Raw genomic sequence first — 25391 nt, 5'->3', positions numbered from 1 at the left:
TTGATTACAGGGTAACTATATCTCACCCATTTCATTCTGTAAATAATTTGAAAGACCTAATATTTTCATTACAACTATCAAAAATTTATTATTTGAAGAAGAGCCGTTAATTAATTTCCCAGGCTCTCAAGGATAGGGTAAAGCTCCTCTAAATGCTTGATTTCATAGGTTGGAATCACTTCATTCCGTTCCTTATCATGGCGATTTATCCAAACCGACTTTATGCCTACCCGTGATGCTCCAAGGATATCCGTCATTAAATTATCGCCGACCATCAATACTTCATCCTTATCAAGCTCCATGATCCCCAAAGCATGCTCAAAAATGGAGGCATCCGGTTTACCTCTTCCAAATGCGCCTGAAATCACGATTTGGTCGAAATAAGGAACCAGTTCAGGCGTAATTTCAAGTTTGGTATTTTGCAGCTCAGGAGATCCGTTCGTAAGCAATAGCAACTTATACTTCCCTTTTAATTCATCCAGAACACGGAATGTTTCTTCATAGATAAATGGCTTTTTGCGTCTCTCCGCAGGGAAACGTTCTGCCAGTTCAAGTCCAAATTCCGGGTCATCGATCCCTAATGCCAATAACCCTCTCGTCCACGCTTCTTTCCGATAAGCCGGTGCAATCCCGGCCATCTTCCTGAATTCATCATGATCATCCTGAAAATTTCCCCATAGCCCCTCAAATGGGTTGATTCCGATCATTTGGGTGAATGCATATGTATCGTAAGAAGAATAAAGCTCACGCGCTTCCTTTCGCACAGCTTCTTCAAAATCGTCGACATTCAGATCATATTTCTCCTTGGCCACTTCACATGTGGCCACAAAAGCCTCTTTTACACTTTTCTGATCCCATAGTAATGTATCATCTAAATCAAAAAAAACTGCCTTCAGCAAAATGTCCACCCCTCTTTCCCTATTATTGAATTCGTAAAAATTACACTATTACAATAATAAACCACAACCAATAAAAAAAGAATAACTATTCGGAAAATGACTTACCTTTTCTAGTGGGAAACCCTTATCCACTTATCATCTTTCAAATACATACAGCTTTCCATTACTGGCAATCTTGAATTTGGGACCGGTGAACCCCCGTCGGATCAGCTCTTTCCTCATATATACCATGAGGGCGGCATGACTCACGATCAAAACATCCCTTTCCCCCTTTGCAAAGACTTCATCCAATACTTTATTGATCCTTCGCTCTGCGATCTTAATTTCCGCCCTTGTCTGCTTGTTTAACACCGAGCAGCAGCGAATCCAGATAGCCCAAAGGATGAATGGCAGCTTTACCCTTCCTTTAAGAGGCGGGGAAGGTATTTCCCGCAGCTCCTCCATCCGGTGAACCGGACCTGGATAGATATGTTCCGCTGTCTTGACAGCTCTCGACATATCACTGCAATAACACTCCTCCCATTCCTCCGCGCCAAATAAAGTCGTTCCATAAATAATATCCGCTGCATCATAGTCCTTAAACCATTGCTTCATATCATCCGCCGTCACAGATCTCCCAGTAGGAAATTCATGTGCCACCTTAAAATGCCGTACCAAACCAATTTTCATATCTTCTCCTTTTTATCTTTTAAAATATACGTTTCTTTTTCTTGTAAACAGCCCTTATCAATATATTACCCTAAGTAAAACTATAAAAAAAAGTATGTTAAAACCATTAAAACCTTACTAAACTCTCCTTAACACTGTGTATATATTTAAAAGTTTTTAAAGATCCAGCGTTTAATTATGATAGCATCGAAAAAAGAGAAAGCATCTCGCCTTCTCCATTTATCGTTTAATCTATGATTTGTAGTTCTGTTATCGTACATCTTTTCCTGAATTTATATTTTCCGCTCAAATCACTGAATTGATAATCATTGAGAGATTTCCCCAGTTGTTCCCTCAGCTTCTCTACAGTGATGGATTCCTCAACTGTCTCTTTCCAATTTTCATTTCCGCTCAACTCATCGAACGGAATGGTAGTCAGGACTTCATCATATATCTGGATGCTTTGATCGATGCCGAAGCTGCCATAGATACTGCCATTTTCATCAGCAAAGATATGATCCGATTCCAATTCCTCCACCAATACTTCCAGATATTCCTTTGACTTAACAGGCTTGATGGCAATCTCTGCTTCCGCCTTTACAGGTCCCAATCTCTTATCGACGATCTCTATCGTCAATTTAACATGAACGGGCGGATACCCAAACCCTTCACAAAGTTCTGTTGCCGAATTATATACCATCTGTACGTCCTCCTTTTGACACTATCATTATATAATAAAAATAGTACATTTCATTACCAAAAACCCTTATTCAAGTTCACTTGCATCTTATTTTTATAGCGACTCTTTTTCAATTCATACGCTCCTTCAACACTGAAGTGTCAATCGTCATATTTCGAGGATTTCCCTGATACGAAAGCCACGAATCCTAATTTTCTCAGTTCACGGGCATAATTATCATTCATATTTCACACCTCATTTATACGTTTATCGATAATACACCATTAATTTTGATCCATTTATGAACTCAACTAAAAATCCAATGCCGCTCAGGGCATTGGACTTTTTATAAGCTTCACATTATGGCTTTAGCACCACTTTAATACATTCATCCTCGTGATCGTTAAAGATTTGATAAGCCTCACTCGCTTTTTCTAGAGGGACTTTATGGGATATGATTTCCGTGGGGTCGAACTCTCCAGCCGTGATCTTATCAAAAAGCTTGGGCATGTAGTGAATGACCGGTGCTTGTCCCATTTTAAGATTAATGTTCCGCTCAAATAAATTGCCTAATGGGAACATATTATATTTGGATCCGTATACGCCAGTCAGTTGGATCGTGCCGAATTTACGTACGGCGTTAAGTGCAATCTCGATCGCACTTAACGTTCCACCCTGAAGTTTCAGCTTTTGTTCAATCGCTTCTATCGTTGATTTCTTGCCGTCCATTCCTACACAATCTATGACCACATCTGCCCCGCCAGAAGTGATTTCCTTAATGTAGCTGCCCATATCGTTATATTCATCGAAGTTATACGCCTCAACCTTATTCATTTGTTTAGCCTTATTGAGTCTATAAGGAAGATTGTCGATGGCAATGACCCTTTTTGCTCCTTTCATCCAAGCGAACTTCTGAGCCATCAACCCAATCGGCCCACAGCCCAATACCACTACCGTATCATCTTTCTTGACGCCAGCGTTCTCTACACTCCAATATGCGGTTGGCAGCACATCGGACATGAACAAAAGCGCTTCATCTTCAAGTTCACATGACTCTGGGATGACAAACGGCATGAAGTTTCCATATGGGACCCTTAAATATTCTGCCTGCCCGCCTGGATAGTTCCCATATCGTTCCGTAAAACCAAAGTACCCGCCTGTATCCACCGCTTCATTGGGGTTGGAATTATCACATTGACTCTCCATATCATGTTCACAATAATAACAGTGCCCACAAGAAATGTTGAAAGGCAGGACAACCCTGTCCCCTTTTTTCACCTTTGTTACTTCCGGACCCACTTCTTCGACGATGCCCATCGGTTCATGGCCAATGACATAATCTTTATGCGTCGGCAAAGCACCCTGATATATATGGAGGTCGGACCCGCAAATAGCCGTTGAAGTCACTCGGACGATGATATCATCCTTTTGCTGAAGTTTCGGATCTTCAACTTGTTTTACCTGTATATCTTTTGCTCCTTGAAAAGTTACAGCCTTCATATTCAACCTCCTAAAATATTCTTTATACATCTGATATACCCGTCAAAAAAGGCTACTAAGCCTATGAACATCTAATTTCCCAAGAATCTCTTCATCATGCTGCACCAAGATGACAAAAAAAGCCCCGGAAACCGGGACTCACCTATGAAACCATTTATTTAGGAACTTTATTATTGTGCTTATACTCACTTAGTACCTCGTTGAATACATCGGGATAATTCGTAAACAGCCCCGTTGCACCCCATTCAAGAGCCTTTTTCATATCCGCTCTTTCATTTACTGTATATGGATGGAATTGGAGGTCATGGTCGCGAACCATCTTCACATATTGTCCGTCCACCTTATTGAAGTTCGGCCCAACGCCAATTGCATATTCCTTAATGGACTCCAATTCTTCATCGGAAATGGTTGCTGGGTTTTTATAAGAAAAAAGTTGCACAAGCGGTAACTTTGGATTCATGTCATGAACCTTCATAAGGCTTTCTTTACTGAACGATTGAATTAATACATTCTTGGTTCGGCCTTTTGAATCCACCATTTTATATTCTTCCAGAACCTGCAGAAGTTCTTCTTCCATTCCCGGATATACTTCAGGAGACTTTGTTTCGATATAGTAATTGGCCTGCTTTCCGAACTTCTTAAAGACTTCTTCAAGAGTGGGAACCGTTAACCCTTCATATACCTCTTTTGCCAATTGCGGATATTTTTCATTGAACCATGTACCGGCATCCAGTTTCTTGATTTCTGTCAGCGTTAAATCCTTCACCAGACCAGTACCATTCGTTGTACGATCCACCTTTTCATCATGCATTGCTATCAATCTACCATCCTTGGTCATTTGAAGATCGATTTCTATGTAGTCGCCTTTCATTTGTTCTCCCATTTGATAAGCTGGAATGGTATGTTCAGGTGCATAACCAGAAGCTCCCCGATGTGCAATATTCACGATTTTCTTCTCATAAATAGATGAATTGGAATGATTTCCATTTGCAGCTAGGGTCCCGATGGAAGTAGCCTGCAATATAAAAGCCGCACTCATCATACAAAAACTGAATTTCTTTATATTCGTTTTCATTTTCCCTCTCTCCCTCCTACTATTACCATCATTTTAGAAGGGGAATGTGAACTTACAGCAAATATAATGTAAAGAAATAATATATTATCTAAAATGGTTAAAATAACCTATCAAATACAAGGCATTCATGTAGTTTGTTCTACCTAATTAACCGTTTCATTGACACTTTAAGCGTTCCAGACCCATATTAAATCAAACTTAAAGCCGATAAATTCCAGATATTAGATCAGATATTCCAATGTTGACATACCAAGAGGACCTGTACAGAATTGCCCCTTAACTCCTTGCCCTGACCTTCAGGTACTGAATTCCACCCGACCCATGCCTGGAGTGTGGTCTTTTCTAAAATATAGATACAAAGACTATCAATGACAAAATCTATCTTTTTCTGATTTACAAAAAACTAGTATCATATTACTATTAAACAAACAGAATATTAATCCTAAGGGGAATTATGTTAAAAAATTATCAATATTATCAAAACAAACACCGATTTATACTGAAAGCATTCATGGCAATGATATCCTTTTTACTATTAGTTGGGATTTCTGTATCACCTATAAGTTGGAAAGATAATCCCTACGAGATGACATTACAGGTCATTTTAATATCGGGGATGATAATTTCTCTGTTATTTTTCTTAAAAACAGAAGTCAATTTTTATAAGACCCTATTCATTTTCTTAATTACTGTTTATTTATATAGCAAATTTTGGATATTCCCAGATACAGCAATCATGCTTTCTTTATTTGCTATAGCACCCTTGTTTCCCATTTTTCTCTTTGATAAAATCGGGTTTTATGTTGTGGCCACTTTAAATATCATATTAGGTCCCGCTTCCATCATGATCATTTCAAAAACGGATCTTCAATACACTTATGAATATGTCGCTTTGGATAGTTTCGGCAACACGCTTAATTTCATCGCCATTCAAATCATATTGGTATTCGTGTTCATAGGCACCAATAATAGGATGGAATCCACTAATGCATTCCACAAGGAAATACAGCAGGCCAAACAATTGAACTCAGTCGGACAGCTAGCTGCCACCATTGCACATGAGATACGTAATCCGATTACAGTCGTTAAAGGGTTTGCCCAGTTATTAGATCAAGAGAAGGAACTGAATGAAACGGAAAAATTTTATGTACAGACCATGCTTACGGAACTTGAATATACACAAGTGATAATCAATGACTATTTGTCTTTGGCAAAACCGCATACGGATAATGTACAGGTCATACCTTTAAATTATGAAATCCAAAAGATTTCCGATTTATTAACCAGTTTCGCCAATAATCGTAACATAGGCTTTCTCCTGGACTTCCGTGACGACCTGCACATTAACATGAATCCCATCGAACTTAAACAGATACTGGTCAATATCATGAAAAATGGAATTGAGTCAATGAACAAACCTGGATTCATCAAGGTGGAAACAGAGCAGGAACGCACTATGGCAAAAATACGAATAACGGATACAGGAATAGGTCTCTCAAAAGAACAGCTTGATATTCTAGGTACCCCATTTTATTCACTTAAAGATAGGGGAACCGGTATCGGCCTGACCGTTTGTTATTCCATCGTTCAAAAATACAAAGGGAAAATCGTGGTACAGAGCGAAGTGAACAGAGGAACATCGTTCACCATTTATTTGCCCTTATATAAAAAAATAGATTAAATATATATCCCTAATAAGAAAAAGGATGACCACCCTTCACCGGGCGGTCATCCTTTTTCAATTAGGCTTTAAAACTATCTTGCCATTTCAGCAAATAATTTTCTAAAAAGCGGACAAACGAGTCTGAGATTTTACCAGCGAGGGCAAAAATGATGATGCCTACGAATACGACGTCCGTTTGCATGAATGAACGGGCATCCTGGATCATGAAGCCCACCCCTCTATCCGCACCCAGCAATTCAGCCACGACCAGGCACATCCAAGCCGCACTTAAGGCTAAACGGATACCAAGTAATATGTTTGGCAAAGCTGCAGGAATCATGAGCTTCGTTATTTGTTCCCGTCGGCTAAACTCCAATATTAGGGCAACATCGTACAGTTTTTTATCCACATTCCGAAGTCCCAAAAAAGTTTGTAAATATAAAGGAAAAAAAGCACCTAAAGCGATAAGCAGCACTTTGGATAGTTCACCAAATCCGAACCACATAATGAATAAAGGGGTAATAGCAAGTAAAGGGACCGTTCGTAACATTTGAATGCTCGGGTTTAAATATTCCTCGGATTTTTTTTGCATGCCAACGATGACTCCAAACAATAATCCTAAAAAACCACCTAATGCAAAGCCTAGAATAGCCCGCGTTAAACTGATTTGTAAATGCATGCCCATTTCCCCCGACTGAACGAGATCAATGAAAGTCGTGACGATCAATAAAGGTGATGAGAATAATTGGGCAGGCAGGATGCCAACCGATCCTAATGTTTGCCATGCAATCAACACGACAACGGGAAGGACCGAACCCCGCAATGCCGATTTGGCGAGTTTGGATTGTTTTGTCGTTCCCCTAATGACAAGCGGCTTGTTTTGAGCAACGGTCTGTGTAGACATAATTTTCATCCTTCCTTTTTCAAAAATTTAATTAAATGCTCCAATCTTCCACTTCTACTGGATGATGATCAAGTTGGGTTAATATGACGGACCTGAATTCCTGAAACACTTTGCTTGTTCGAGTTCTTGGATATGGCAAATCAATTGGAACGATAGCTTTAATCCGTCCAGGCTTTGCATCCATGACGACCACTTTCCTCGATAAAAAGATGGATTCATCTATATCATGGGTGACAAGCACCATCGTTGTCTTATTCCTCTCCCATATTTCTAGTAAAGCCTCTTGAAGATGCGTTCGCGTGAATGCATCCAACGCACCGAATGGCTCATCCAGTAATAATACTTCCGGATTACGTAATAAAGCCCTGGCAATGGCAACACGCTGCGACATTCCACCGGATAATTGGCGTGGATACGCCGTTTCAAATCCTTTTAGTTTAACAAGTGAAATCAAATCATCCACCCTTTTTCGAATGTCAGGTTTCTTTAATGGAAGGTTACCTGCAATATTCTTCTCCACGTTTAGCCATGGAAATAAGCGATGCTCCTGAAAAATGAAACCACGGTCTTTAGAAGGGCCGCTAACCGGATGATCACCTGCCATGATTGCTCCGTCAAAGTCTGAATCAAGTCCTGCGATCAACTTTAATAATGTGCTTTTCCCGCAGCCGCTCGGACCAATGATGGTGACGAATTCACCATTGTTGACGGTCAGATTTAAATTATCCAAAACATGGACACTTTCATTCTCATTCTTAAATGTTTTGCTTACTTGATTAATTTCTAACGTCGCAACCAATACCCTCACCCTTTCTCAAATAAAAAAATAGAGATCCAGCAATAAGGCACATATTGTCCCTTTGCTGAATCTCTAGTTAACTAGTCGATTCAATATTTCATTTTATATTAACTTATCGATTATTTATAATCAACACCTAATACCAATTTATTTTATCGGATTAATAGTGAAAAAGTAATTGACAGATAATTCTAACAGCTGTTAAGATGCATTCATACACAAATCCGCTTCACACAGGAGCCAATTAAATAAAGGTCATGTGAATCAACTGGACTACCGGAGATTCAATGAAGAGTAACCCCGGCATACTCTTCGTTGAATCTCTTTTTTGTCATTAATCTGACTATCCAGATGTGGTAAGTGTATTAGTGAAGGAGGGAATTCATGAAGGAATATCGTAACAAGTTAACTGCATTACTACTTGCCATCATTAGCATCGCTGTATTGGCAGGCTGTAATTCCGATGCCGGCAAAGCTTCCGGGAAAAGTGATCCACTGAAAGTTCATATTGCCTTAAATGGCAAGATGGGACCATTGGTCATTGCAAAGGAAAAGGGATTGTTCAACGAAGAGTTTTCTAAACTGGATGCCCAAATCGAGTGGAGTGAATTCTCGAGTGGTCCTCCGCTTTTGGAATCCCTTGCTTCCAATCGGGTTGACCTGTCTTTTTTAGGGGATGGTGCACTGATTGCCGGCATTGATAAGAATCTGCCATTCGAAGTGATTGCACAAACAGGACGGGGTGAGTCATCTGTCCGGATCCTGGCTCAAGCAGAAGGTAACATAAAGAAGATTGAAGACTTAAAAGGAAAAACGGTCGGTGTTGCCTCGGGGACAACGGGTCATGTGTATTTAATCAAGGCATTGAAAGCCCATGGCTTAACGACTGATGACATTAAACTGATCAATTTACAACCGGATGATGCTCAAGCAGCTTTTGAAACCAAACAATTGGACGCCTGGGCGATATGGAACCCTTATTACCTTAATAATATTGAAAAAGGGAATGCTGTCGCACTTAAAGTAAAAGGAAAAATATTAGCACCTGGAGCTATCATTGCACGTAAAGGCTTTGCCGAAGAGCATCCTGAAATTGTAGAAGCATATTTAAAGGTTTATAAAAAAGCTGCCGACTGGCAAATTGAAAATCCAGATGAAGCATCTGAAATTTATTCCAAAGAAACTAAATTGCCTGTGGGTACGGTCAAGACAATAATAACGGCCGAAGAACCAAATATCTTCTTTACCGAAGATGCCATCAAAGCACAACAAGAATCCATCGATACTTTAGCTGGTGTGGGTTATATCAAGAAATCATTTAATTTTAAAAATCAGATCCACAATGAATACATTGATGAAGCCTTTTAAAAATAAAAAAACATACCTTACAGGAGGAGATTGATTATGACGGAAACTAAAACACAACAATTAAAAGTGGTACCGGTAGCAGGAAGGATTGGAGCGGAAATTCAAGGAGTCCAATTAAGCGGAGACTTGGATTTAGCTATTTTCAGTGAAATCAAACAAGCGTTAAACGATCATAAAGTCGTATTCTTCAAAGGTCAAAACCATTTGGACGATGCCAGCCAAGAAGCATTTGCCAAACTATTGGGTGAGCCTTATGCACATCCTACAGTACCGGTCAAAGACAATACTAACTATATTTTCGAACTTGATTCCGAACGGGGTGCTAAAGCAAACCATTGGCATACTGATGTCACTTTTGTTCCAGAAGTTCCTAAATACTCTGTTTTAAGAGGTGTAACCATCCCTGATGTTGGCGGCGATACAGTCTGGGCAAATACCAATAAAGCATATGAGGACCTGCCGGATGGATTGAAGAAATTAGCTGACGGACTATGGGCAATCCATACAAATGAATATGATTATGCACAATTCAAACCAGCCGAAAACATTGATGATGAGGTTAAAAAGAAATATCGTGATATATTCGAATCAACCATTTATAAAACAAGGCATCCAGTCGTTCACGTGCACGCAGAAACAGGAAAAAAGCATTTGTTATTAGGTGGCTTTGCTGGAAGAGTGGAAGGATATACAACAAGTGAATCTGAAAGATTATTAAGTATCTTCGATTCATACGTCACACGCTTAGAAAATACCGTCCGTTGGCAATGGAGTGAAGGGGACGTGGTCATTTGGGATAACCTGGCCACGCAGCATTATGCTATTGCCGATTACGGGGAACAGCATCGCGTCGTTCGCAGGGTCACTGTAGGTAAAGACGTTCCCGTAAACAAGGAGAACGAGTCAAGCAAACTAATTATTAAAAAATAAACTCCTGTATCGATTGAAAGGTTCGAAAATACTCAAACCTCCTGAGGAACTGGCCTTAGTGCAGGAGGTTTGAGTATTTTCTTTTTGAACAGGTCTTTCCACTCGCCCTTTGGCATTTCCAGTACTTTCTATCCCCTCATTTAAAATTAACTTCAATGAATTCAACCTCTTCTGCCCGACTTAATGTTCCATGGGCTTTTCCAACGGTGCCTTCTTTGTCTTCCCAAAAGAAGTTATGGTCCTGAACGATCGTGCTAAAATCAAAGTCTCGCCACCGGGCAGCGATGGCCAGCAATCTATCTCTATGCTGAAAATCACTTGAATCCACTATTTTATAAACTTCTTCTATAATCTTAGGGGACATCGGTATAGCTCCCCATTTATCTTGCGAGCGAACCTTTTGATGAGTCATTTTATGCATGACGTCCATGACTTCCGTTTCGGTTGAGCCTTCATCAAGTCCTGTTTCAAATTCGATCCCATCATATATCGCAGTTTTGGCCTCAAGTTCCGCAGCTTTCGCTTTTGCTTCCCTTTGGGCTTCGATTTTTTCATCTTCTCTTTCTCTTTCAATTTGTTCTTTGGCTTCCCTGGCTTCAATTACCAGTTGAGCTTTTTCGTACTCATTGGAGTTCTCCATGATTTTAAAGGAAGCAGCCCCCACTCCGAATAATGCAACAGCAGAGATTCCACTAACAAGTAAAACCTTTTGCGTTTTCTTCATAAAACTTCCTCCAAGATTGATAATGTCAGATAATATTTATTTTAACATATTAAATGGATGTACTATCCAGAAAAGGTAGACATCCAACCTTCTCATCCCTTCAAGAAGAATTACAGTAGTTTCAGATATCGATAATTCCCCAAGGTACCATTCTATTTGTTCAAGAAGATTCATTCGTCACTTATTCCATGCTGGATGACATATTTAATGCAGCAAAAGTAGACAAAGAAAAATTGATAATACCGGGTGCCGGGCATTGTGAAGCCGAGGTAGTGGATCCGGAATAGTATTGGAACAAGGTATGGGGTTTGTGGATAAATATATGGAGTAATGTAAGAGGGTAAAAAGAAACTGCCGATATGCAATCGGCAGTTTCCTTTCGTTTTCGTCCAGAATATTTTGAGCTTACATCGCGTTTTTATCAGGATTAATTAGCCTGAACGATTATTTCATCGATTATACCGTAATCCTTCGCCTCATTTGCGCTTAAGAAATAATCACGATCTGTGTCCTTCGCCACCTTTTCGATAGGCTGGCCGGTCCTTTCCGAGATGATTTGATTGATATGATCCTTTAGCTTTAAAATCCTTCGGGCAGAAATTTCAATCTCCGTGGCTTGCCCCCTCGCCCCACCTAGCGGTTGATGAAGCATGATTTCACTATTTGGCAAAGCGCACCTTTTCCCTTTCGTACCCGCCAATAAAAGCATGGCACCGAATGATGCAGCCATCCCCGTACATACAGTCCGGACATCAGGCTTAATATATTGCATCGTATCATAAATGGCGAAACCGGCACTGGTCGATCCCCCTGGACTGTTTATGAAGATGGTAATTTCTTTATCAGGTGCATCCGCTGCCAAGAATAACAATTGGGCAACCACGCTATTGGCTAAATGATCGGTGATCTCTTCCCCAATCATGATGATACGGTCTTTTAGAAGTCTGGAATAAATATCGTACGAGCGCTCACCCTTGCTTGATTGCTCAATTACATATGGAATGGTGGTCATATCTCTTCTTCCTCCTAACAATATAATTGGCTATGCAGCCATTGAGAGTGTGTTTGAAGGAGTGAAGCTTGATTTGGAAAGAATCGGACGATTCATCAGTTTAGGAATCATCGATTCACTGTTCAGCGATTTGAAAGATGGGATGCTTCTAATGAGGATATCAGGATTTTGGGCTTTTAAAGCCTGTGTCATCAGGGACATGAGCCGCTGTTCCTCCTCATCCTGCCAATCTTCCACACAAGACAACATACGCTCATCAACGTCATTGTCAAAACGCTTTTTCACACGGTTCAAGATGGCTTTTACTGCTGTTTCCGTGGTGTTCAAATAATCCGAGATTTCTTTTGACCGATAGAGGAACCCTTCCTTTAATATGAACACTACAGCTTGTTTCGGGGTAAGGGATTTAATTATATATTCTACCGTTTCAAAAACATTTTCCCCTCCTGCCCCCTGCTGTTCGGTATCCAACAGATCGTCTAAGGATTCTTTTTTCCTTTTTCTAATCGTATCAATCCAGGAATGGCGGGCAATCGTCTTCAATAGAGCAGTTGTTATCTCCGTTTTCTTTCCATAGCCCTGCATTGCCCTCAATATCGTTTCCTGTGCCAAATCATCCCCATCCCAATTATTTTGGGTCAGGAATCGGCAAAACCGCAGCAATTCAGGATAGACTTCACGCAAAATCGCATCGTTATCATTTTCTTCAGAAATATCTTCCCTTAACTTATTTATCATTTTTTCTCACTCCTTCAACACCCTCTATCCTATAAACGTTTCAGAAAGAGAAAAAGATATGGGGGTGAAAAATTTTCCTTCATTCTTCTTTATATCCTATTCCATTTTTTCCATTGGATTTCCTTTCATACTAAAAACCTGTTTGGTTAAGCTCCAAACAGGCTAATATCAATGTTCTGTATGCAGCAAATAAGGCCTCCCCCGCTGTGTACCCGGTTCGTCACCAAGCATTTCAGTGAAGACCTTATTTACCAAACCAATTATTATTCTCCGTACACTCCATTAAGCCAATCAGCCAAATCTTTGGAAGTGACTTTCAGGTGTTTCGTATATATCCAAACCTTTTCCCAATTCTCAACTTGTTCCGATATCCCTGACCTCCCCGAGTGTCCTTGTAGTGAATCCTGAATTTCAAATTTCCGGATGATCCATAGGAACTCAGCTGCTATTCCAAGTGTTCAATGCATTCGACCGTGTATTCGCTAGGTTCCATTTCGTTTTCTTCGATACCAAACCAACTGGAGGTGCGACCTTCATTAGCGCTATCTTTACAATAGTTCACCATAGAACCTGCTGGATTATCTTCAGATTCAGACTCTTGATCGCCCATCTCTTCAAAATTCACCGATCGCTCGTTATGACGCTCTCTGTCTACCTTTTCATTCTCCAGGTCTGCGAACATGAACATGCAGTAAAAAACGGCTATCATAATTGCCATAGTAATCAACCTTGAGCTTAAAGGCAGTACCTTTTTCAATATAGCTAAAACTCTCTTCATGGCGGTTTCCCCAATCCTGCTAAAGCATAATAAATTCAGAATGAATTAATTCATCTATTAAATATCCATCAATAACACTAGTTTAGAAAAATATTACTATTTTCAGTATATCAAGTTCCAGAAGTTTTTTATTGCTATTATTCAATAGACAACTAAAATACTCTGAACCCTATAAAAAGGACAGTCCAAAAATATCAGTATACCCCTCAAATTGACTTCCATCCTTTTTCAGTGTTACTCTTAAAAGTATACATTCAAAATACTGATTCCATTAGTGTGAATTAAGGGTGAACACATTTGCCGAAAGAACATTTAATAGACGTTCAACCAATCAGATCATTGGAAAAATTAGATGATATGAAATGGTCATTGAAAAGACATTGCAGCGAGAGAGACTACATATTGTTCTTGTTAGGCATCAATACCGGATTGCGTGTAACTGATTTATTATCGCTGAAGATAAAGGACATTAAAGGCAAGATGGAGGTCATCATCAAGGAAGGGAAAGCAAAAAAGCCAAGAATGATACAACTTAACAATGTATGTAATGAATTGGCAGCCTATATAGCCACCATTGATGGTGAATGGCTATTCCCCTCACGCAAGGGCGATAAGCCAATAAGTAAGATACAAGCTTACAGACAGCTTAATAAAGCAGCGGACATGGTGGACATCGTGGGCGTCGGTACCCATACCATGCGGAAAACATTCGGGTACTGGCACTATAAACGAAGTAATAACCTTGCTGAGTTACAAATGATCCTTAACCATTCACATCCTGAAATAACACTAAAGTACATTGGGATTGCTGATGAAGTAACAGAGGACAGTTTAAATGACTTTGCACTATGGGAGGACGGAAGAAATGTCACTGACTGAATACAATGCAAAATATGAATCTATCATTCGCAGCAATATTTCCGACAGACAGAAGGCATTGAAATTAGCTGATTTAATGACCGATATGGAAGGCAAGCTAAGAAATGAAATCGGGGAACATCGAAATAAAGAGGTAAATGCTTTATATAAAAAAGTATCTCTTTTCTCCAACTTGTTATAACCAGCTTAAGACCTTGCCCTTATGTGCAGAGGTCTTTTTTTCCTAGAAAGTTAAAGCTTTAAAACTGAACCTCATTTATAATGCATCTGATAGGCACTTTTCATCTTCCTGTAACACCACAACATAACAAAATGAAAAAGCTCTATTCCAAACTTCATTCCCTCTCTTCTCTGACTCTCCTAAGCCGTATGCTTAAGATTTAATTCCAGAGAACTTTCGAATAAAAAAATTAATTAATATCATCCGGTACACTCGGTAATGGTTTCAATGTTTACAAATTAAACATACTTAAGGAATACTTTTTCGCCATCATTTCCAGGATTTTTATCCCGGCAACGCTGTTCCCCTTCTCATCCAGCGCCGCACCATAAATTCCAATCCCACATTTTCCGGGGACGGCTCCCATGATTCCGCCTGACACACCGCTTTTAGCCGGTATGCCAACATTAATGGCAAATTCACCTGATGCGTTATACATGCCGCAAGTAACCATGAATGTCTTGCAAATACGGGCAATGTCCCCGGGGATGATTTGCTTTCCCGTCAACAAATCTTTCCCATTCATGGCAAGCACACAGCCTATCCTCGCTAAATCCTGACTGTCCATTTCAATGGCACACTGCTTCGAATACAATTCAATTAAATCCTCCACATCCTCATTTATTACATTATGCTGCTTTAAAAAATAGCTTAACGACCTATTCAAGTCTGCTGTATTGTATTCTGACCGGGCAACATCTTCATTAAAACCGATAGTAGGATTTTGCGTCAACTCCCTGATAAAATGTAAAATACGCTGAAATCGCTCATTTACACTGTTACCTGCAATCATATGGGTCACAGTCAATGCTCCTGCATTGATCATCGGATTTAACGGCTTGGATGGCTTGTTTGTCTCTAACTTGGCAATCGAGTTAAAAGGGTCGCCGGTAGGTTCTTTTCCTACAAAGGAAAAGACATACTCCTCTCCCTTTTCCATTAATACCAAAGCAAGTGTCAAAACTTTTGATATGCTTTGCAGGGTCATTTTACCTCTTACATCCCCAGCACAATATCCTTTTCCGTCAGGATAGTAAATTGCAACAGACAAATCCCCAGGATTCGCCTTCTCAAGAGCCGGTATATAGTCTGCCACTGTTCCCATATTTGTATATTTTTTTGCCTCGTCAACCAGTTGCTGTAATTCGTCATTGGACCTGCATTGACATCCCATATTGTTCACAATTTTCCGCCCCTTAGAAAATATGTTTTGTGAAGTGTTCCTAGATAGTATTTTTTATTTATTACCATATTCCATCGATATTATTTAAAAAACTGTGAAGCGGCTTCTTTCCTGGTCTTGGTTTTCTTAAATAATAATTATTGATAGAAATTTTTAAATGCTTCTTATTGATACTAATTAGCCCTTTGTAAGGTCTAACCATACTTCCCTAATCTGGTTCTGAATTATTTTCGTCGTGTTTAAGATAAAGAAAAAAGACCTCACATAATCGTTGAGATCTTGATTTTAATGCTGCGTTGGAATCAAATAGGGTTCATCTTTTTTTGTTATGTGTATATATTCAAAGACATATCATTGGTTAATCATCCAATTCTTCAAGTCTTAAACCTTCAATACCCATAATTTTTGAAGCTTTGGTTTCATTCTCAGGGAAAATGAAGCATTATTTTTCATCAGAAGAAATAGCCATCCAGATCTTTCCTTGTTTAAAAAATGACAAATGAGAAGCGAATCAACATGGGCTAGTACAACCCTTGGTGATGATCAAACTGCAAATGTTTATTATTTTTATGCTGACTATGTATTGGTTACCAATAAAAAAAATTTATCTATATATGGTTACTTAATAGTTTAAGATTATTTGTTAATATTATATGTTAATATCATAATGGTTAGCTTATCCATAAAAGGATGTAACCGAAGTCAGTGAATAATCGAACTATTACTTGGAGGAACTTATCATGAATAAATTTAGATGGTCAATGGTTTCAATTATAACTGCTGCAGCAGTTCTTGCAGTGATAATAACATTACAGCAGAATGCCAAAAAGTATGAAGCAACGCATAATGAACCAAATACCGATATTGCTGTTATGGATGTTACGGGGAAAATTAAGAAAGATAAAGATTTGGAAGAGCAAACTTCAGAGAATGAACAAGTTCTATATGAACTAGGCCTTGGCCCAGCTTCAACTGCAGAGGACGTTATGAAAACTATGCATAGTATGACTCATCAAAAAGTAATTTCTGAAGAAAAATGGTACAACCTTGAGATGGCCCCTGAAAACATCAATGCAGTTTATGAATTTATTAAAGACAGCGACATTGGCTTCACACTAAAAAGAGAGTTGCTGAAAATCGCAGGAAACTGGAAAGAAGGGAACTTCGACAATATAGTGGAAGATCACAACTACCTTTGGGGTGCTCAAAATGGAAATGTTGGTAAAGCTACCGGAGTTCTTACTCCTGAACAAGAAGCAGAATTTGTAAAAGAAAACTTTTAAGAGTCATTAAATATCGAGCCCATCGAGTATTTTTATTAATCAAAACAATTGGGCCAATTTTCGCCAACAGGAAAAATTTGATTCGCGATTTTTTAGTACAGCAGAAGAGAGGATTTATGAGGATACGCTTGGGGTAATACGGGTATACTCCAGCTGCCTCTTCCGTATACACACGTGTAAGTCTTTGTTGGCAGCGAGTTGCTTTAATCGTTTTATTCATTTCATTTCATTGCATGAACAACGCAATTATTTCCGACATCTTTAAGCGCTCCACTTCGTAATCTTCCCCGCATAGTTTTATTCTATCGCATAGCAAATCCGTTGGTCGAATTTTTCAGATTGGAACTCGTCTATTATCGGCTTTTATTTTCGGTATACTCCCTATCTAAGTCACGCAGCATATTAATGCTTTCCGTTAAAAAGGCCGCTAGCGTTATTATGTTCTAATGCGTTTTAACACATTCGATACATAAACCCTTATGAAGGATATTAAAAAGTCGTGTCAGTGCGTTTAAATGGGGCGTTTTCATTTAATATGGTTAAAGATGGATATACAAACCAATATCAACCATCCCCCCGCCATTTAGGCAGAGCTCCTCCTCATAGTTTGATGAAAACGAGGAAAATTACCCCTTGTAAAAATCGGAGCATCTTCACTGTTCTTTAAAGAAGATTTAATTTTAAAAAAAGAAGGAATTAGAAGCGCTTAGGCGGAAATATATATTATCGCATAAGCTTTCATATTGTATTTCACACTTGATGGAAAGTAGGAAAAGCCTTGGGAAAATCGAAGAGTTTACAAGAAATCTATAACGCCAACCGTCCAGAAAATAATGAACTTTTCCGAGCGATACAACAGCGTCTACAAATAAAGTATCCAGACAAACGAATGACAGCTACGAGAACATTGCAAATAATTGTGGCTGATAGTGTTTCATCTGGAGAGCTGCGTAACGTGGAAGCCCGCCTTCTTCACAGTTTATAACGACCTGTTGTTTCATAAGCCCTTGTAAGACCACAGAAAGGATCTTCGCTTCGTAACTCAGCAATTCATTCTTTTGCTTACGTAGTGTGCTTCGGTGCAATCACATTGCCTCTGGAAAAGTGTCTGTATTCTATTTACTTAATTAGAGTACAGATTTACTTTCAAATGGTGAGTAAAAATGCTCAAAAGATAAAGATTGACAACATTTTTAGAGTGACTCATACTAATGGGGACTCAAATGACAGAATATTACGAATAGTGGAGGGGTAATTATGAATAAGATTTTCGTTCCTAACGCAATCGCCACATTAACAAGACTTTTCTACAGTTCGACTACAATGAATGAGTATTTAGCGATGAGAACCGCCCAATTCTACATTGAAGACCTGAAATTACTGCAGGACGTTGAAGCTGTTGCCTTGGCAATCGAAAATCAAAATGCTTTCGCATTAATGTCTAAATTTAAATTATTTGATTATAAGGCTGCTGAAAAAATTGAAATCGCACTATCCTCCTCTGGCTATACGGAAGCAGACCTAAGTGCTATGAATATTGAAATATAAATTTATTATTTTAAAACGAATGGTAGAGTTAATACTCTTTGACCCATTCGTTTTTATTTTTAATCGTAAGAACAAACATTGATAAAATAAACGATTTCAGTGCATAAGATTCTATCACCTTTTAAACTCCGATAATCTGCCAAACAGTTTGATTCGATTTTGTATGCTCCTTGGTTTCAATTCCCTTCATTCTAGAGTGATTAAAAACCATTGCATAATACCCCCGCACATTATTTGTACATATTCTATAATGCGTCATGAACATAAAAAAGCTTCACACAATTAAGTGTGAAGCTTGATGTAATAGCGATTATTCGCTATTGGTGATACCGGTGGCCGGGGTCGAACCGGCACTCCAGAAGAACACGATTTCGAGTCCCATTATATTCCATAAAAGCTATATAATCAGTAATATCAACGGTTGTTGAAAAAACTCATTTTTTTAGTAACACGATTACTGATAATTATGCCTTTACTTCTTATAATCGTCAAGAATCAACGCATTTTCTTATTGAATTTTGCTTGTCCTAATTGTTTATATTTTTGAATGAGCCTAGCTTCGTACTTCCTTGCATCCTCTACTTTTTCGTATTCACCCACTATACGATATTCAAGTTTTCCATCTTCCATTAGATGCACATGTTCCGAATTTCTTCTATTTTTATATCTTCTGCATCTATACCAAACACCGCTTCCAACATAAACGACTTTTCCATTGTACCAATGTTCATATACAATAAATTTTACCTTTCTTAATTCAATTGGATTGAGATCATTTTTCTTTATTAATTGGATGATTTTTTGAAAAGTTGTCTCATAAATTATTGCAATATCTTTGTTCGTCATTTTGTCAGTTAAATGTTGTATTAGTTGCTCTTTTGTTGGCAACATAAAAAATCACCTCGATATTCTTATATCTAGGTGATTGAAAATGTAAATCTATTTAAATATTTTATTTGTTAGGTTCTTTTTTATAAATTATCGAACTTTATTTCAATGCCACCCTCTATAGCCATTTAGCGTTCTAATGCTAACATAATACACCATTTATTAGGATTCCTTCACCGTTGTCTTGTTGAACTAACGCACCCGTTACTTTAAGTACAATACTTCACAATCTCATCGTACTATGAAACAACCTCAAATTTCAGGGTGTTTCGTTTTACTATGATATATTCACCTGTTGATTTATTCATTACTTGAGACACTTCCTTCGTATGCGTTATCTCAAACCAATCATTTTGTATATCCACCAGTAATTTTACTTCCACATCTCTTTCCCCATATTTTAAACCACTATAAGATAATTTTGTCATCGTAATCATCCCTTTCTTAATGAATAATATTCGTCTGATGAGACATAAGACATATTCTTCTTATTGTATTATCCTGCACCGTTAGTTCTATAACAAAAAAGGCTCTCCGCAGCGATACCCGTTCTTTCACTATCGCCCCCATTAGTTGAAGAAGGACGATCACCATTTATGTGGAAATCGTCCTTTTTTATTTCCTGCTGAACAGTATCGTTGTACTGTGCAGCTGGAAAGTTGTTCTTCTTAAAGATAAGCGCCCTACAGACCAAAAAGAGATAGTGGGTTAATCCTTACATCTTCCTTGCATATTTCACTAACTAGCTGCCATAACGCGTTGTTTTCTTTATTTTTCGGTCCAAGCCTATTACAATTTTCATATTGAGGCTTTGAATTCCTTTATTTTTTGCATTAAACCCTAATAAATTTTTCAGAGGTAACTAATTATTATGTCGTTTGTTAACTTCAATTGTAATGAACTCCGGCAAATAGCTGGGAGTACATCCTTTTGCTACTATTTCATCTTTGTAAAGACCCGTTTTCTCACCAAGTTTAATACAACGTGCACGATTCTTTTCATCATAAACGCCTATCCAGCCTGCGGTGAAATTCATAGCCCATTGAACTTCCGGTTCTTCCTGCATAATATAAGCTTCTAATGCAGATAGCAAGTATGCGGTGTTATCAGGCGGTGTTTGTCCAGTCCATCTCAATCGCCCTTGATAATACCAGAAAGCTCGCCTTTGAAGAGCAGAAGGACTATTTTCCCATGACTCCATCAATGCAATTTTCTTCTTGTCTTTGGTGAGCTGATTAGCCATTAACCAATCCATTAAGTTATTTCGCTCATCAAAAGTGTGAGTCTGCATATCCTTATCAAGCTTATTTAGCACATCTTGTGAAAGAAGTTTTTTGTCCATAATTAAGATTGCTAATAGTCTGGGCAAAAACTCTTCGGTTGACCAAAGTTCCATAGCTAGTTCGTGATCTTTTTTAATGTCCTTCGCGATTTTTCGTAAGTCGCCTAGCTTAGTTTTACTATTGATCTGAGGTAGAATGTTTTCTGCTTTTGAAAAGCGTTCTATTTCTGTACCTTTATTTTCATTCATTTTATACAACTCCTTTATTAAAGCACTGTTTCATAATATGTCCTTGACGGGATATATCAAGAACTTAATTTCGTTATAAGTCTTATTGCAGTGGTGTGCCTCCAAAGTTAATATTGTAGTATATATCGTATTAAAGCTTTCTCCACCTATAATAGAAGAGCAACCATCTTTAATATAATAATAACATTTACTTCCTTTTAATTGGATACGAAAAGAGCATTCCTTTTTAAAGAAACGCTACCCTTTAGTTTAAACAAGCATTTATATCAAATCATGGTATTTATAAATAAAAAGCCCCTCAAATTGCTCTGAAGGACTTTATAGGAGAAATATCCGTAATTGAAATAAAAGCATAATATATCCCTGCTTTCAGTATTGACAACAAATTTATGAATCAGTCAGTTTAATAGTTATCTTAGGCGATTATTTCAAACCAAGCCTCGAAATTAGGACTGCCAAAATCACACGCGAAACTACCATTTACAATTACCCCTTCTTTTTCTGAGGCTTTGAAAAGTTCCCCTTTTTTAACGTTATATCCATTCGTTCTTTATATGGATTCCTCTCTTAATCATTCCTATATGTGCTTTTCCAAAATTCTTCGCAGTAGTCTTTACTGGGATTGGCATTCTGATTGTTTATAAAATCGTAAAGAGATATTGGGGGAGAAGTAATGACTGAAACAAAGATTTCATATCAGATGAATGGATTTACATACATATTGGAAACCTTCAAAGACTTGTTGAAAATTACACGTAACGGTGAAGTTATTCATGTTCAATTTAAAGAAGCTAAAGAAAACAAAGTAGGCTTGAAAAGCTTAAATGATATCATTGGTAATCTTTCTGAATATATATCATCTTGTGAAACAGGGCGAAAATGGTCTATTGAATTTAGAGAAGATGACTGGTCAAAGAAAACTCTTATCTATGCGGATATTTTATATGCATTCCCCTTTGGAATTAAGGAAATACATTGTAAAGATATTGACAGCTTTCAAGGAGAGATGAGCGGAAATAGCAGTGCTTGTGTGAGTAAAGTAGAGGACTATTGGGGCTTCGTAAGTAACGCTCGCACAGAAATTCTTCCAGAGCCTACTGAGTCTACACCTTGGTCAAAGGAACAGCTTCTCACGTATTTGAACAGAAAATCTGGTGCAGAAATAATTAATTACTAAATACTAGTGCCAGTAGCCTTCTAGGGAGGGATGGTTACCCTCCAGAGAGTTAGTTCATAGTAATTCTCCTTCTGCAACAGGGTAGGGCAGTGTGGTAGGGCATACTGCCTCTGCCTAGAGGGCTACTGAACACTTATTAAAATTTTTCTCTGACATCCTCCACCTCAACCCCAACCAATTCAGACAATCGTACTCCAGTATCTAGAAATACAAGCAAAATTACTTCATCCCTAAATCCTACAAACGTTTTTTATTTTTGTATTGTCTTTAGTAACAACTCCAATTCTTTACTATCTAAAGTATTGTTTTCAATCTGTCTCTTAACAACTTGATGTTTTTCATCGGATTTTTATCAATTAACTTATTTTTATAAAGATAATTGTAAAATGATCGGAGAGCACATAACCGAGTATTTATAGTAGTTACTTTTATTAACTTTTTGCTTTCTATAATCAAATTTTCTATATCTTGCTGATCACATTCAACCAGTGTATTATTAATAAACTTCTTAGCAGCATGAAATTCATTTTTATAATAATCAATTGTTGCTGGTCTTAGATTTCTTAAAAAACAATCTCTAAAGAAATTTTCAAATGCTTCTTCATCTGTTATTTTCTTTTTAATGATTTTTAATTCATCCTTTGTAAGGTCACCACGTCTTGCCATACTCTCCTCCTGTCTAATTCAAGGCACACGATTCTTAGTTATTTTTGTCGTGTAAAAGACAAAGAAAAAAGGCCTCAACATTTAAGTTGAGACCTTGATTCTATAAGCATTTTTGATACCGGTGGCCGGGGTCGAACCGGCACTCCAGAGGAACACGATTTTGAGTCGTGCTATAAAGAGTCTCCGTTTCCCTAACGAGTAGAGATCGGTGACGTCAGCGTTCATATATTATCGTTCAGTATTTACGAGTATTACGATGCGTACGATTGTATCACTTAAACGTAATTGTACACGGACAGGCTTCGGAAAGCAATAACAACTATTACACTCGTCCTTCGTTTTCACACCTATATATAATAGGAAGAAACACGGAAATATCAGCGGAATTTATTCGATAACTTCCACGGCAATTATGTCGGCCATCTTTTATTCGCTCCACTTCGTCCGCTTCCGTTTTCAGCCGCACTTCCTTATGTATAGGATCGACGTAATGTATGCCTCCAACTATTTCGTAATTAAAACCGTCGGCCCACTTCGTAATCTCCACCGCAAAATTATATTCCATCGCAAGGCAAATCCGCTGGTCGAACTCTTCTAATTGAAACTCGTCTATAATCGGTTTTTGTTATCGGTGGTAATTCGGATTCAAGTCACGTAGCATCTACTTATATTCAGGTAGAAAGGCAGCGGGTGCCGACTTTAATTTACTGCGGTCAAGTAATGCCATTTTTGTCAGTCCCCTCGTTCATTTATCGTATCTCATTACGAACTAACGTTCTGTTAACAACAAAATAAAAACACCCGTCTTCTGACGGATGTTCTAAACTAACCTAATAGCGTTGGAAGTAAATCATCGACCAATGTTTCGACACCTTTTCTTGCATTTTCATAGCGTCTATCTTCTTCTTCGGTTGCGGCCTCTTGGGCAAGTCTGTCTCTCTCCTCTACATCCCAAGTTTCATCATCCCTGTCAAATTCGTCCTGTTTATAATCATCAAAGTCGAAAGAAGAAAGCTCTTCAATAGGATTCCCTTCCTCAATTATGTCCAATATATCTTCAATCAGACCTGACCTTAACACCTCATTCATTTCGTTTAACTGGTCCCTTAGTTCCTGTAGAACCTCAGGAGAAATTTTAGGCTGAAATACAGTTCCTGACTCAGGGTGGTCTAATTCCACATAGACCTCGTCTTTAATTTTGTAAAATATTGCTTCAAGTTTCTCAAATATGTTTTTCACAATTATTCCTCCTCTACTAACATATGGTTATAATATCATCATTAGTCAAAGAAGGTCAAAATATATGCACAAAAAAATGAGCCACCGAAGAGCCCCGCATTTGCTTACTACTTTCATTGTTTGGAATGATGTTTCAGCTGGGAACGAAGTCGAAGCTAGGCTAATTCTTTTGGGAACAGAACTGTATACTGATCCGGGTATATCACTAAGATCTGCCCACTAATAATGATATCGTCAAAGAAGGAGTATTTATTAAAAAAAGAGCCCGCCATTAGACGAACTCTACAAAACTAGGCAAGCGCAGCAGGCCCGCCATAATTAGATTGCGATATTTAATTCGACACTTAATCGGCGCAATTTACACGTAGCGATCTGATTCATTTATCGCATGAGCCTCATAAACTTTACGCTTAGCAAACAGAGGAACACCGAGCTCTATTACGCCTGCATAGCGACCATCATCGAAATTAAGCAACCAGACGAAATTACCTTTACGTCTGCCAACTGCATAAACATCGGCATACTGATAATTAATCACCTTCAGCCAGCCGTGCGAACGTTTACCGACCTCATAACTGCTAGATTTCTCCTTAAGAACGACGCCTTCGAGCGCCTGTCCGCAAACAACATTGTAATAAGCCGAGCCGTGTCCTTCAAGAAATTGCACCTTCGAGAGCAGGGCGGGATTAATGGAAACAGAGGTGATTACTTATAAAGAATCAGCCCGATTTATGTGTTTAAATGAGAATATCTATTCGACACATTGTTAATACTCACTATAAATATTAAATACTCTAATTTTAGGTGTTTTAGTGATATTTGTTGTCAGGAATTTTGATAGCCAAATATCAGTATCAATTATCACTCTATCAGTTTCTTGGGACTCTTCCGACTCTTCCTCTATTTCTTGGGACTCTTCCGTCTCTTCCTCTGTTTCTTGGGACTCTTCCGTCTCTTCCTCTGTTTCTTGGGACTCTTCCGTCTCTTCCTCTGTTTCTTGGGACTCTTCCGTCTCTTCCTCTGTTTCTTGGGACTCTTCCGTCTCTTCCTCTGTTTCTTG

28 protein-coding genes and 1 pseudogene are annotated in these 25391 nt (G+C 38.4%); 9 read left to right on the top strand and 20 right to left on the bottom strand.

The window, feature by feature from the left end; all coding sequences use genetic code 11:
- Nucleotides 1-110: 110 nt before the first annotated feature.
- From ACWF5P_RS20295 to ACWF5P_RS20275, 5 genes are all read right to left on the bottom strand, one after another.
- Nucleotides 111-899, bottom strand: coding sequence for an HAD family hydrolase (locus tag ACWF5P_RS20295; protein ID WP_101223419.1), 789 nt, complete (start codon nt 897-899; stop codon nt 111-113).
- Nucleotides 900-1034: 135 nt separating this feature from the next.
- Complete coding sequence (locus tag ACWF5P_RS20290) at nt 1035-1568, bottom strand: histidine phosphatase family protein (RefSeq protein ID WP_101223420.1); 534 nt, start codon at nt 1566-1568, stop codon at nt 1035-1037.
- A 226-nt stretch (nt 1569-1794) separates the two neighbouring features.
- Entirely contained in the window at nt 1795-2247 is a 453-nt protein-coding gene (locus tag ACWF5P_RS20285; RefSeq protein WP_452445213.1) for a hypothetical protein, read from the bottom strand.
- 339 nt (nt 2248-2586) lie between these two features.
- A complete protein-coding gene (locus ACWF5P_RS20280) occupies nt 2587-3726 on the bottom strand; it encodes a zinc-dependent alcohol dehydrogenase (protein ID WP_452445212.1) in 1140 nt (379 codons plus the stop codon).
- Between the two features lie 154 nt (nt 3727-3880).
- Nucleotides 3881-4801 carry a glycerophosphodiester phosphodiesterase gene (locus ACWF5P_RS20275; protein ID WP_101223423.1) on the bottom strand — a complete coding sequence of 307 codons (921 nt, stop codon included), beginning with the start codon at nt 4799-4801 and terminating at the stop codon, nt 3881-3883.
- Between the two features lie 454 nt (nt 4802-5255).
- Here ACWF5P_RS20275 and ACWF5P_RS20270 point away from each other — a divergent pair, with 454 nt between their 5' ends.
- Nucleotides 5256-6482 (top strand): ATP-binding protein, encoded by a 1227-nt coding sequence (locus tag ACWF5P_RS20270; protein WP_434167879.1) that lies wholly within the window; start codon nt 5256-5258, stop codon nt 6480-6482.
- A gap of 61 nt (nt 6483-6543) precedes the next feature.
- On the opposite strand, the gene ACWF5P_RS20265 is transcribed toward ACWF5P_RS20270, so the two are convergent.
- Nucleotides 6544-7368: an ABC transporter permease subunit gene (locus tag ACWF5P_RS20265; protein WP_434167880.1), complete on the bottom strand. Its 825-nt coding sequence runs from the start codon at nt 7366-7368 to the stop codon at nt 6544-6546.
- A 31-nt stretch (nt 7369-7399) separates the two neighbouring features.
- Nucleotides 7400-8167, bottom strand: coding sequence for an ATP-binding cassette domain-containing protein (locus ACWF5P_RS20260; RefSeq protein WP_434167882.1), 768 nt, complete (start codon nt 8165-8167; stop codon nt 7400-7402).
- 384 nt (nt 8168-8551) lie between these two features.
- Here ACWF5P_RS20260 and ACWF5P_RS20255 point away from each other — a divergent pair, with 384 nt between their 5' ends.
- Both ACWF5P_RS20255 and ACWF5P_RS20250 read left to right on the top strand, forming a co-directional pair.
- Nucleotides 8552-9535, top strand: a complete 984-nt coding sequence (locus tag ACWF5P_RS20255; protein ID WP_452445211.1) for an ABC transporter substrate-binding protein — start codon at nt 8552-8554, stop codon at nt 9533-9535.
- Nucleotides 9536-9571: 36 nt separating this feature from the next.
- Nucleotides 9572-10465, top strand: a complete 894-nt coding sequence (locus tag ACWF5P_RS20250; RefSeq protein ID WP_101223427.1) for a TauD/TfdA dioxygenase family protein — start codon at nt 9572-9574, stop codon at nt 10463-10465.
- Between the two features lie 136 nt (nt 10466-10601).
- On the opposite strand, the gene ACWF5P_RS20245 is transcribed toward ACWF5P_RS20250, so the two are convergent.
- The gene (locus tag ACWF5P_RS20245; protein ID WP_434167883.1) at nt 10602-11189 is read right to left on the bottom strand and encodes a DUF6241 domain-containing protein; all 588 of its coding nucleotides are present in this window, start codon (nt 11187-11189) and stop codon (nt 10602-10604) included.
- A 167-nt stretch (nt 11190-11356) separates the two neighbouring features.
- Between ACWF5P_RS20245 and ACWF5P_RS20240 the strand changes: the two are divergent.
- Nucleotides 11357-11476, top strand: a pseudogene (locus tag ACWF5P_RS20240) (alpha/beta hydrolase); the annotation flags it as partial.
- A gap of 140 nt (nt 11477-11616) precedes the next feature.
- Here the strand turns inward: ACWF5P_RS20240 and clpP are convergent.
- From clpP to ACWF5P_RS20225, 3 genes are all read right to left on the bottom strand, one after another.
- Entirely contained in the window at nt 11617-12201 is a 585-nt protein-coding gene (gene clpP, locus ACWF5P_RS20235) for an ATP-dependent Clp endopeptidase proteolytic subunit ClpP (protein WP_101223429.1), read from the bottom strand.
- Between the two features lie 30 nt (nt 12202-12231).
- Nucleotides 12232-12939, bottom strand: a complete 708-nt coding sequence (locus tag ACWF5P_RS20230) for a sigma-70 family RNA polymerase sigma factor (protein WP_434167884.1) — start codon at nt 12937-12939, stop codon at nt 12232-12234.
- Between the two features lie 445 nt (nt 12940-13384).
- Nucleotides 13385-13717 (bottom strand): hypothetical protein, encoded by a 333-nt coding sequence (locus ACWF5P_RS20225; RefSeq protein ID WP_452445210.1) that lies wholly within the window; start codon nt 13715-13717, stop codon nt 13385-13387.
- A gap of 357 nt (nt 13718-14074) precedes the next feature.
- On the opposite strand from ACWF5P_RS20225, the gene ACWF5P_RS20220 reads away from it, so the two are divergent.
- Complete coding sequence (locus tag ACWF5P_RS20220; RefSeq protein WP_452445218.1) at nt 14075-14596, top strand: tyrosine-type recombinase/integrase; 522 nt, start codon at nt 14075-14077, stop codon at nt 14594-14596.
- Complete coding sequence (locus tag ACWF5P_RS20215) at nt 14583-14777, top strand: hypothetical protein (RefSeq protein ID WP_452445209.1); 195 nt, start codon at nt 14583-14585, stop codon at nt 14775-14777. Before ACWF5P_RS20220 ends, ACWF5P_RS20215 begins: the two co-directional genes overlap by 14 nt.
- A 271-nt stretch (nt 14778-15048) precedes the next feature.
- Here ACWF5P_RS20215 and glsA read toward each other — a convergent pair whose 3' ends face one another.
- Nucleotides 15049-15990, bottom strand: coding sequence for a glutaminase A (gene glsA, locus ACWF5P_RS20210; RefSeq protein ID WP_434169733.1), 942 nt, complete (start codon nt 15988-15990; stop codon nt 15049-15051).
- Nucleotides 15991-16739: 749 nt separating this feature from the next.
- On the opposite strand from glsA, the gene ACWF5P_RS20205 reads away from it, so the two are divergent.
- Nucleotides 16740-17282, top strand: coding sequence for a DUF6241 domain-containing protein (locus ACWF5P_RS20205; RefSeq protein ID WP_434167885.1), 543 nt, complete (start codon nt 16740-16742; stop codon nt 17280-17282).
- 1257 nt (nt 17283-18539) lie between these two features.
- Nucleotides 18540-18830 (top strand): hypothetical protein, encoded by a 291-nt coding sequence (locus ACWF5P_RS20200; RefSeq protein ID WP_434167886.1) that lies wholly within the window; start codon nt 18540-18542, stop codon nt 18828-18830.
- Nucleotides 18831-19325: 495 nt separating this feature from the next.
- Here ACWF5P_RS20200 and ACWF5P_RS20195 read toward each other — a convergent pair whose 3' ends face one another.
- The 3 genes from ACWF5P_RS20195 to ACWF5P_RS20185 form a co-directional block, all read right to left on the bottom strand.
- Nucleotides 19326-19721: a hypothetical protein gene (locus ACWF5P_RS20195; RefSeq protein WP_434167887.1), complete on the bottom strand. Its 396-nt coding sequence runs from the start codon at nt 19719-19721 to the stop codon at nt 19326-19328.
- A 236-nt stretch (nt 19722-19957) separates the two neighbouring features.
- On the bottom strand, nt 19958-20146 hold the full coding sequence (locus ACWF5P_RS20190; RefSeq protein WP_434167888.1) for a hypothetical protein: 189 nt from the start codon (nt 20144-20146) through the stop codon (nt 19958-19960).
- A gap of 434 nt (nt 20147-20580) precedes the next feature.
- Nucleotides 20581-21249 (bottom strand): DNA alkylation repair protein, encoded by a 669-nt coding sequence (locus ACWF5P_RS20185; protein WP_434167889.1) that lies wholly within the window; start codon nt 21247-21249, stop codon nt 20581-20583.
- Between the two features lie 673 nt (nt 21250-21922).
- On the opposite strand from ACWF5P_RS20185, the gene ACWF5P_RS20180 reads away from it, so the two are divergent.
- A complete protein-coding gene (locus ACWF5P_RS20180) occupies nt 21923-22426 on the top strand; it encodes a hypothetical protein (protein WP_434167890.1) in 504 nt (167 codons plus the stop codon).
- 294 nt (nt 22427-22720) lie between these two features.
- Here the strand turns inward: ACWF5P_RS20180 and ACWF5P_RS20175 are convergent, their stop codons facing one another.
- The 5 genes from ACWF5P_RS20175 to ACWF5P_RS20155 form a co-directional block, all read right to left on the bottom strand.
- Nucleotides 22721-23092 (bottom strand): site-specific integrase, encoded by a 372-nt coding sequence (locus ACWF5P_RS20175; protein WP_434167891.1) that lies wholly within the window; start codon nt 23090-23092, stop codon nt 22721-22723.
- Between the two features lie 322 nt (nt 23093-23414).
- Nucleotides 23415-23705, bottom strand: coding sequence for a YolD-like family protein (locus ACWF5P_RS20170; protein WP_452445217.1), 291 nt, complete (start codon nt 23703-23705; stop codon nt 23415-23417).
- Nucleotides 23706-23917: 212 nt separating this feature from the next.
- A complete protein-coding gene (locus ACWF5P_RS20165) occupies nt 23918-24331 on the bottom strand; it encodes a hypothetical protein (protein WP_452445208.1) in 414 nt (137 codons plus the stop codon).
- A gap of 358 nt (nt 24332-24689) precedes the next feature.
- Complete coding sequence (locus tag ACWF5P_RS20160; RefSeq protein WP_452445207.1) at nt 24690-24998, bottom strand: ATP-dependent DNA ligase; 309 nt, start codon at nt 24996-24998, stop codon at nt 24690-24692.
- A gap of 99 nt (nt 24999-25097) precedes the next feature.
- A partial coding sequence (locus tag ACWF5P_RS20155; protein WP_452445206.1) for a hypothetical protein occupies nt 25098-25391 on the bottom strand: 294 nt, incomplete at its 5' end.

This window comes from Peribacillus sp. NPDC055009 (genome assembly GCF_053608705.1).
Note: the sequence above shows the minus strand (reverse complement) of the source record. Positions and strands in the feature narration are given on the sequence as shown.

Bases quoted from the DNA above. Each gene is read 5' to 3' on its own strand.
- ACWF5P_RS20280 (WP_452445212.1), bottom strand. From the start codon at position 3,726: ATGAAGGCTGTAACTTTTCAAGGAGCAAAAGATATACAGGTAAAACAA.
- ACWF5P_RS20265 (WP_434167880.1), bottom strand. From the start codon at position 7,368: ATGTCTACACAGACCGTTGCTCAAAACAAGCCGCTTGTCATTAGGGGA.
- ACWF5P_RS20180 (WP_434167890.1), top strand. From the start codon at position 21,923: ATGACTGAAACAAAGATTTCATATCAGATGAATGGATTTACATACATA.
- ACWF5P_RS20250 (WP_101223427.1), top strand. From the start codon at position 9,572: ATGACGGAAACTAAAACACAACAATTAAAAGTGGTACCGGTAGCAGGA.
- ACWF5P_RS20185 (WP_434167889.1), bottom strand. From the start codon at position 21,249: ATGAATGAAAATAAAGGTACAGAAATAGAACGCTTTTCAAAAGCAGAA.
- ACWF5P_RS20190 (WP_434167888.1), bottom strand. From the start codon at position 20,146: ATGACAAAATTATCTTATAGTGGTTTAAAATATGGGGAAAGAGATGTG.
- ACWF5P_RS20275 (WP_101223423.1), bottom strand. From the start codon at position 4,801: ATGAAAACGAATATAAAGAAATTCAGTTTTTGTATGATGAGTGCGGCT.
- ACWF5P_RS20215 (WP_452445209.1), top strand. From the start codon at position 14,583: ATGTCACTGACTGAATACAATGCAAAATATGAATCTATCATTCGCAGC.
- ACWF5P_RS20245 (WP_434167883.1), bottom strand. From the start codon at position 11,189: ATGAAGAAAACGCAAAAGGTTTTACTTGTTAGTGGAATCTCTGCTGTT.
- ACWF5P_RS20290 (WP_101223420.1), bottom strand. From the start codon at position 1,568: ATGAAAATTGGTTTGGTACGGCATTTTAAGGTGGCACATGAATTTCCT.
- ACWF5P_RS20200 (WP_434167886.1), top strand. From the start codon at position 18,540: ATGAATAAGATTTTCGTTCCTAACGCAATCGCCACATTAACAAGACTT.
- clpP (WP_101223429.1), bottom strand. From the start codon at position 12,201: ATGACCACCATTCCATATGTAATTGAGCAATCAAGCAAGGGTGAGCGC.
- ACWF5P_RS20205 (WP_434167885.1), top strand. From the start codon at position 16,740: ATGAATAAATTTAGATGGTCAATGGTTTCAATTATAACTGCTGCAGCA.
- ACWF5P_RS20270 (WP_434167879.1), top strand. From the start codon at position 5,256: ATGTTAAAAAATTATCAATATTATCAAAACAAACACCGATTTATACTG.
- ACWF5P_RS20220 (WP_452445218.1), top strand. From the start codon at position 14,075: ATGAAATGGTCATTGAAAAGACATTGCAGCGAGAGAGACTACATATTG.
- ACWF5P_RS20225 (WP_452445210.1), bottom strand. From the start codon at position 13,717: ATGAAGAGAGTTTTAGCTATATTGAAAAAGGTACTGCCTTTAAGCTCA.
- glsA (WP_434169733.1), bottom strand. From the start codon at position 15,990: ATGGGATGTCAATGCAGGTCCAATGACGAATTACAGCAACTGGTTGAC.
- ACWF5P_RS20285 (WP_452445213.1), bottom strand. From the start codon at position 2,247: ATGGTATATAATTCGGCAACAGAACTTTGTGAAGGGTTTGGGTATCCG.
- ACWF5P_RS20195 (WP_434167887.1), bottom strand. From the start codon at position 19,721: ATGTTGCCAACAAAAGAGCAACTAATACAACATTTAACTGACAAAATG.
- ACWF5P_RS20230 (WP_434167884.1), bottom strand. From the start codon at position 12,939: ATGATAAATAAGTTAAGGGAAGATATTTCTGAAGAAAATGATAACGAT.
- ACWF5P_RS20175 (WP_434167891.1), bottom strand. From the start codon at position 23,092: ATGGCAAGACGTGGTGACCTTACAAAGGATGAATTAAAAATCATTAAA.
- ACWF5P_RS20255 (WP_452445211.1), top strand. From the start codon at position 8,552: ATGAAGGAATATCGTAACAAGTTAACTGCATTACTACTTGCCATCATT.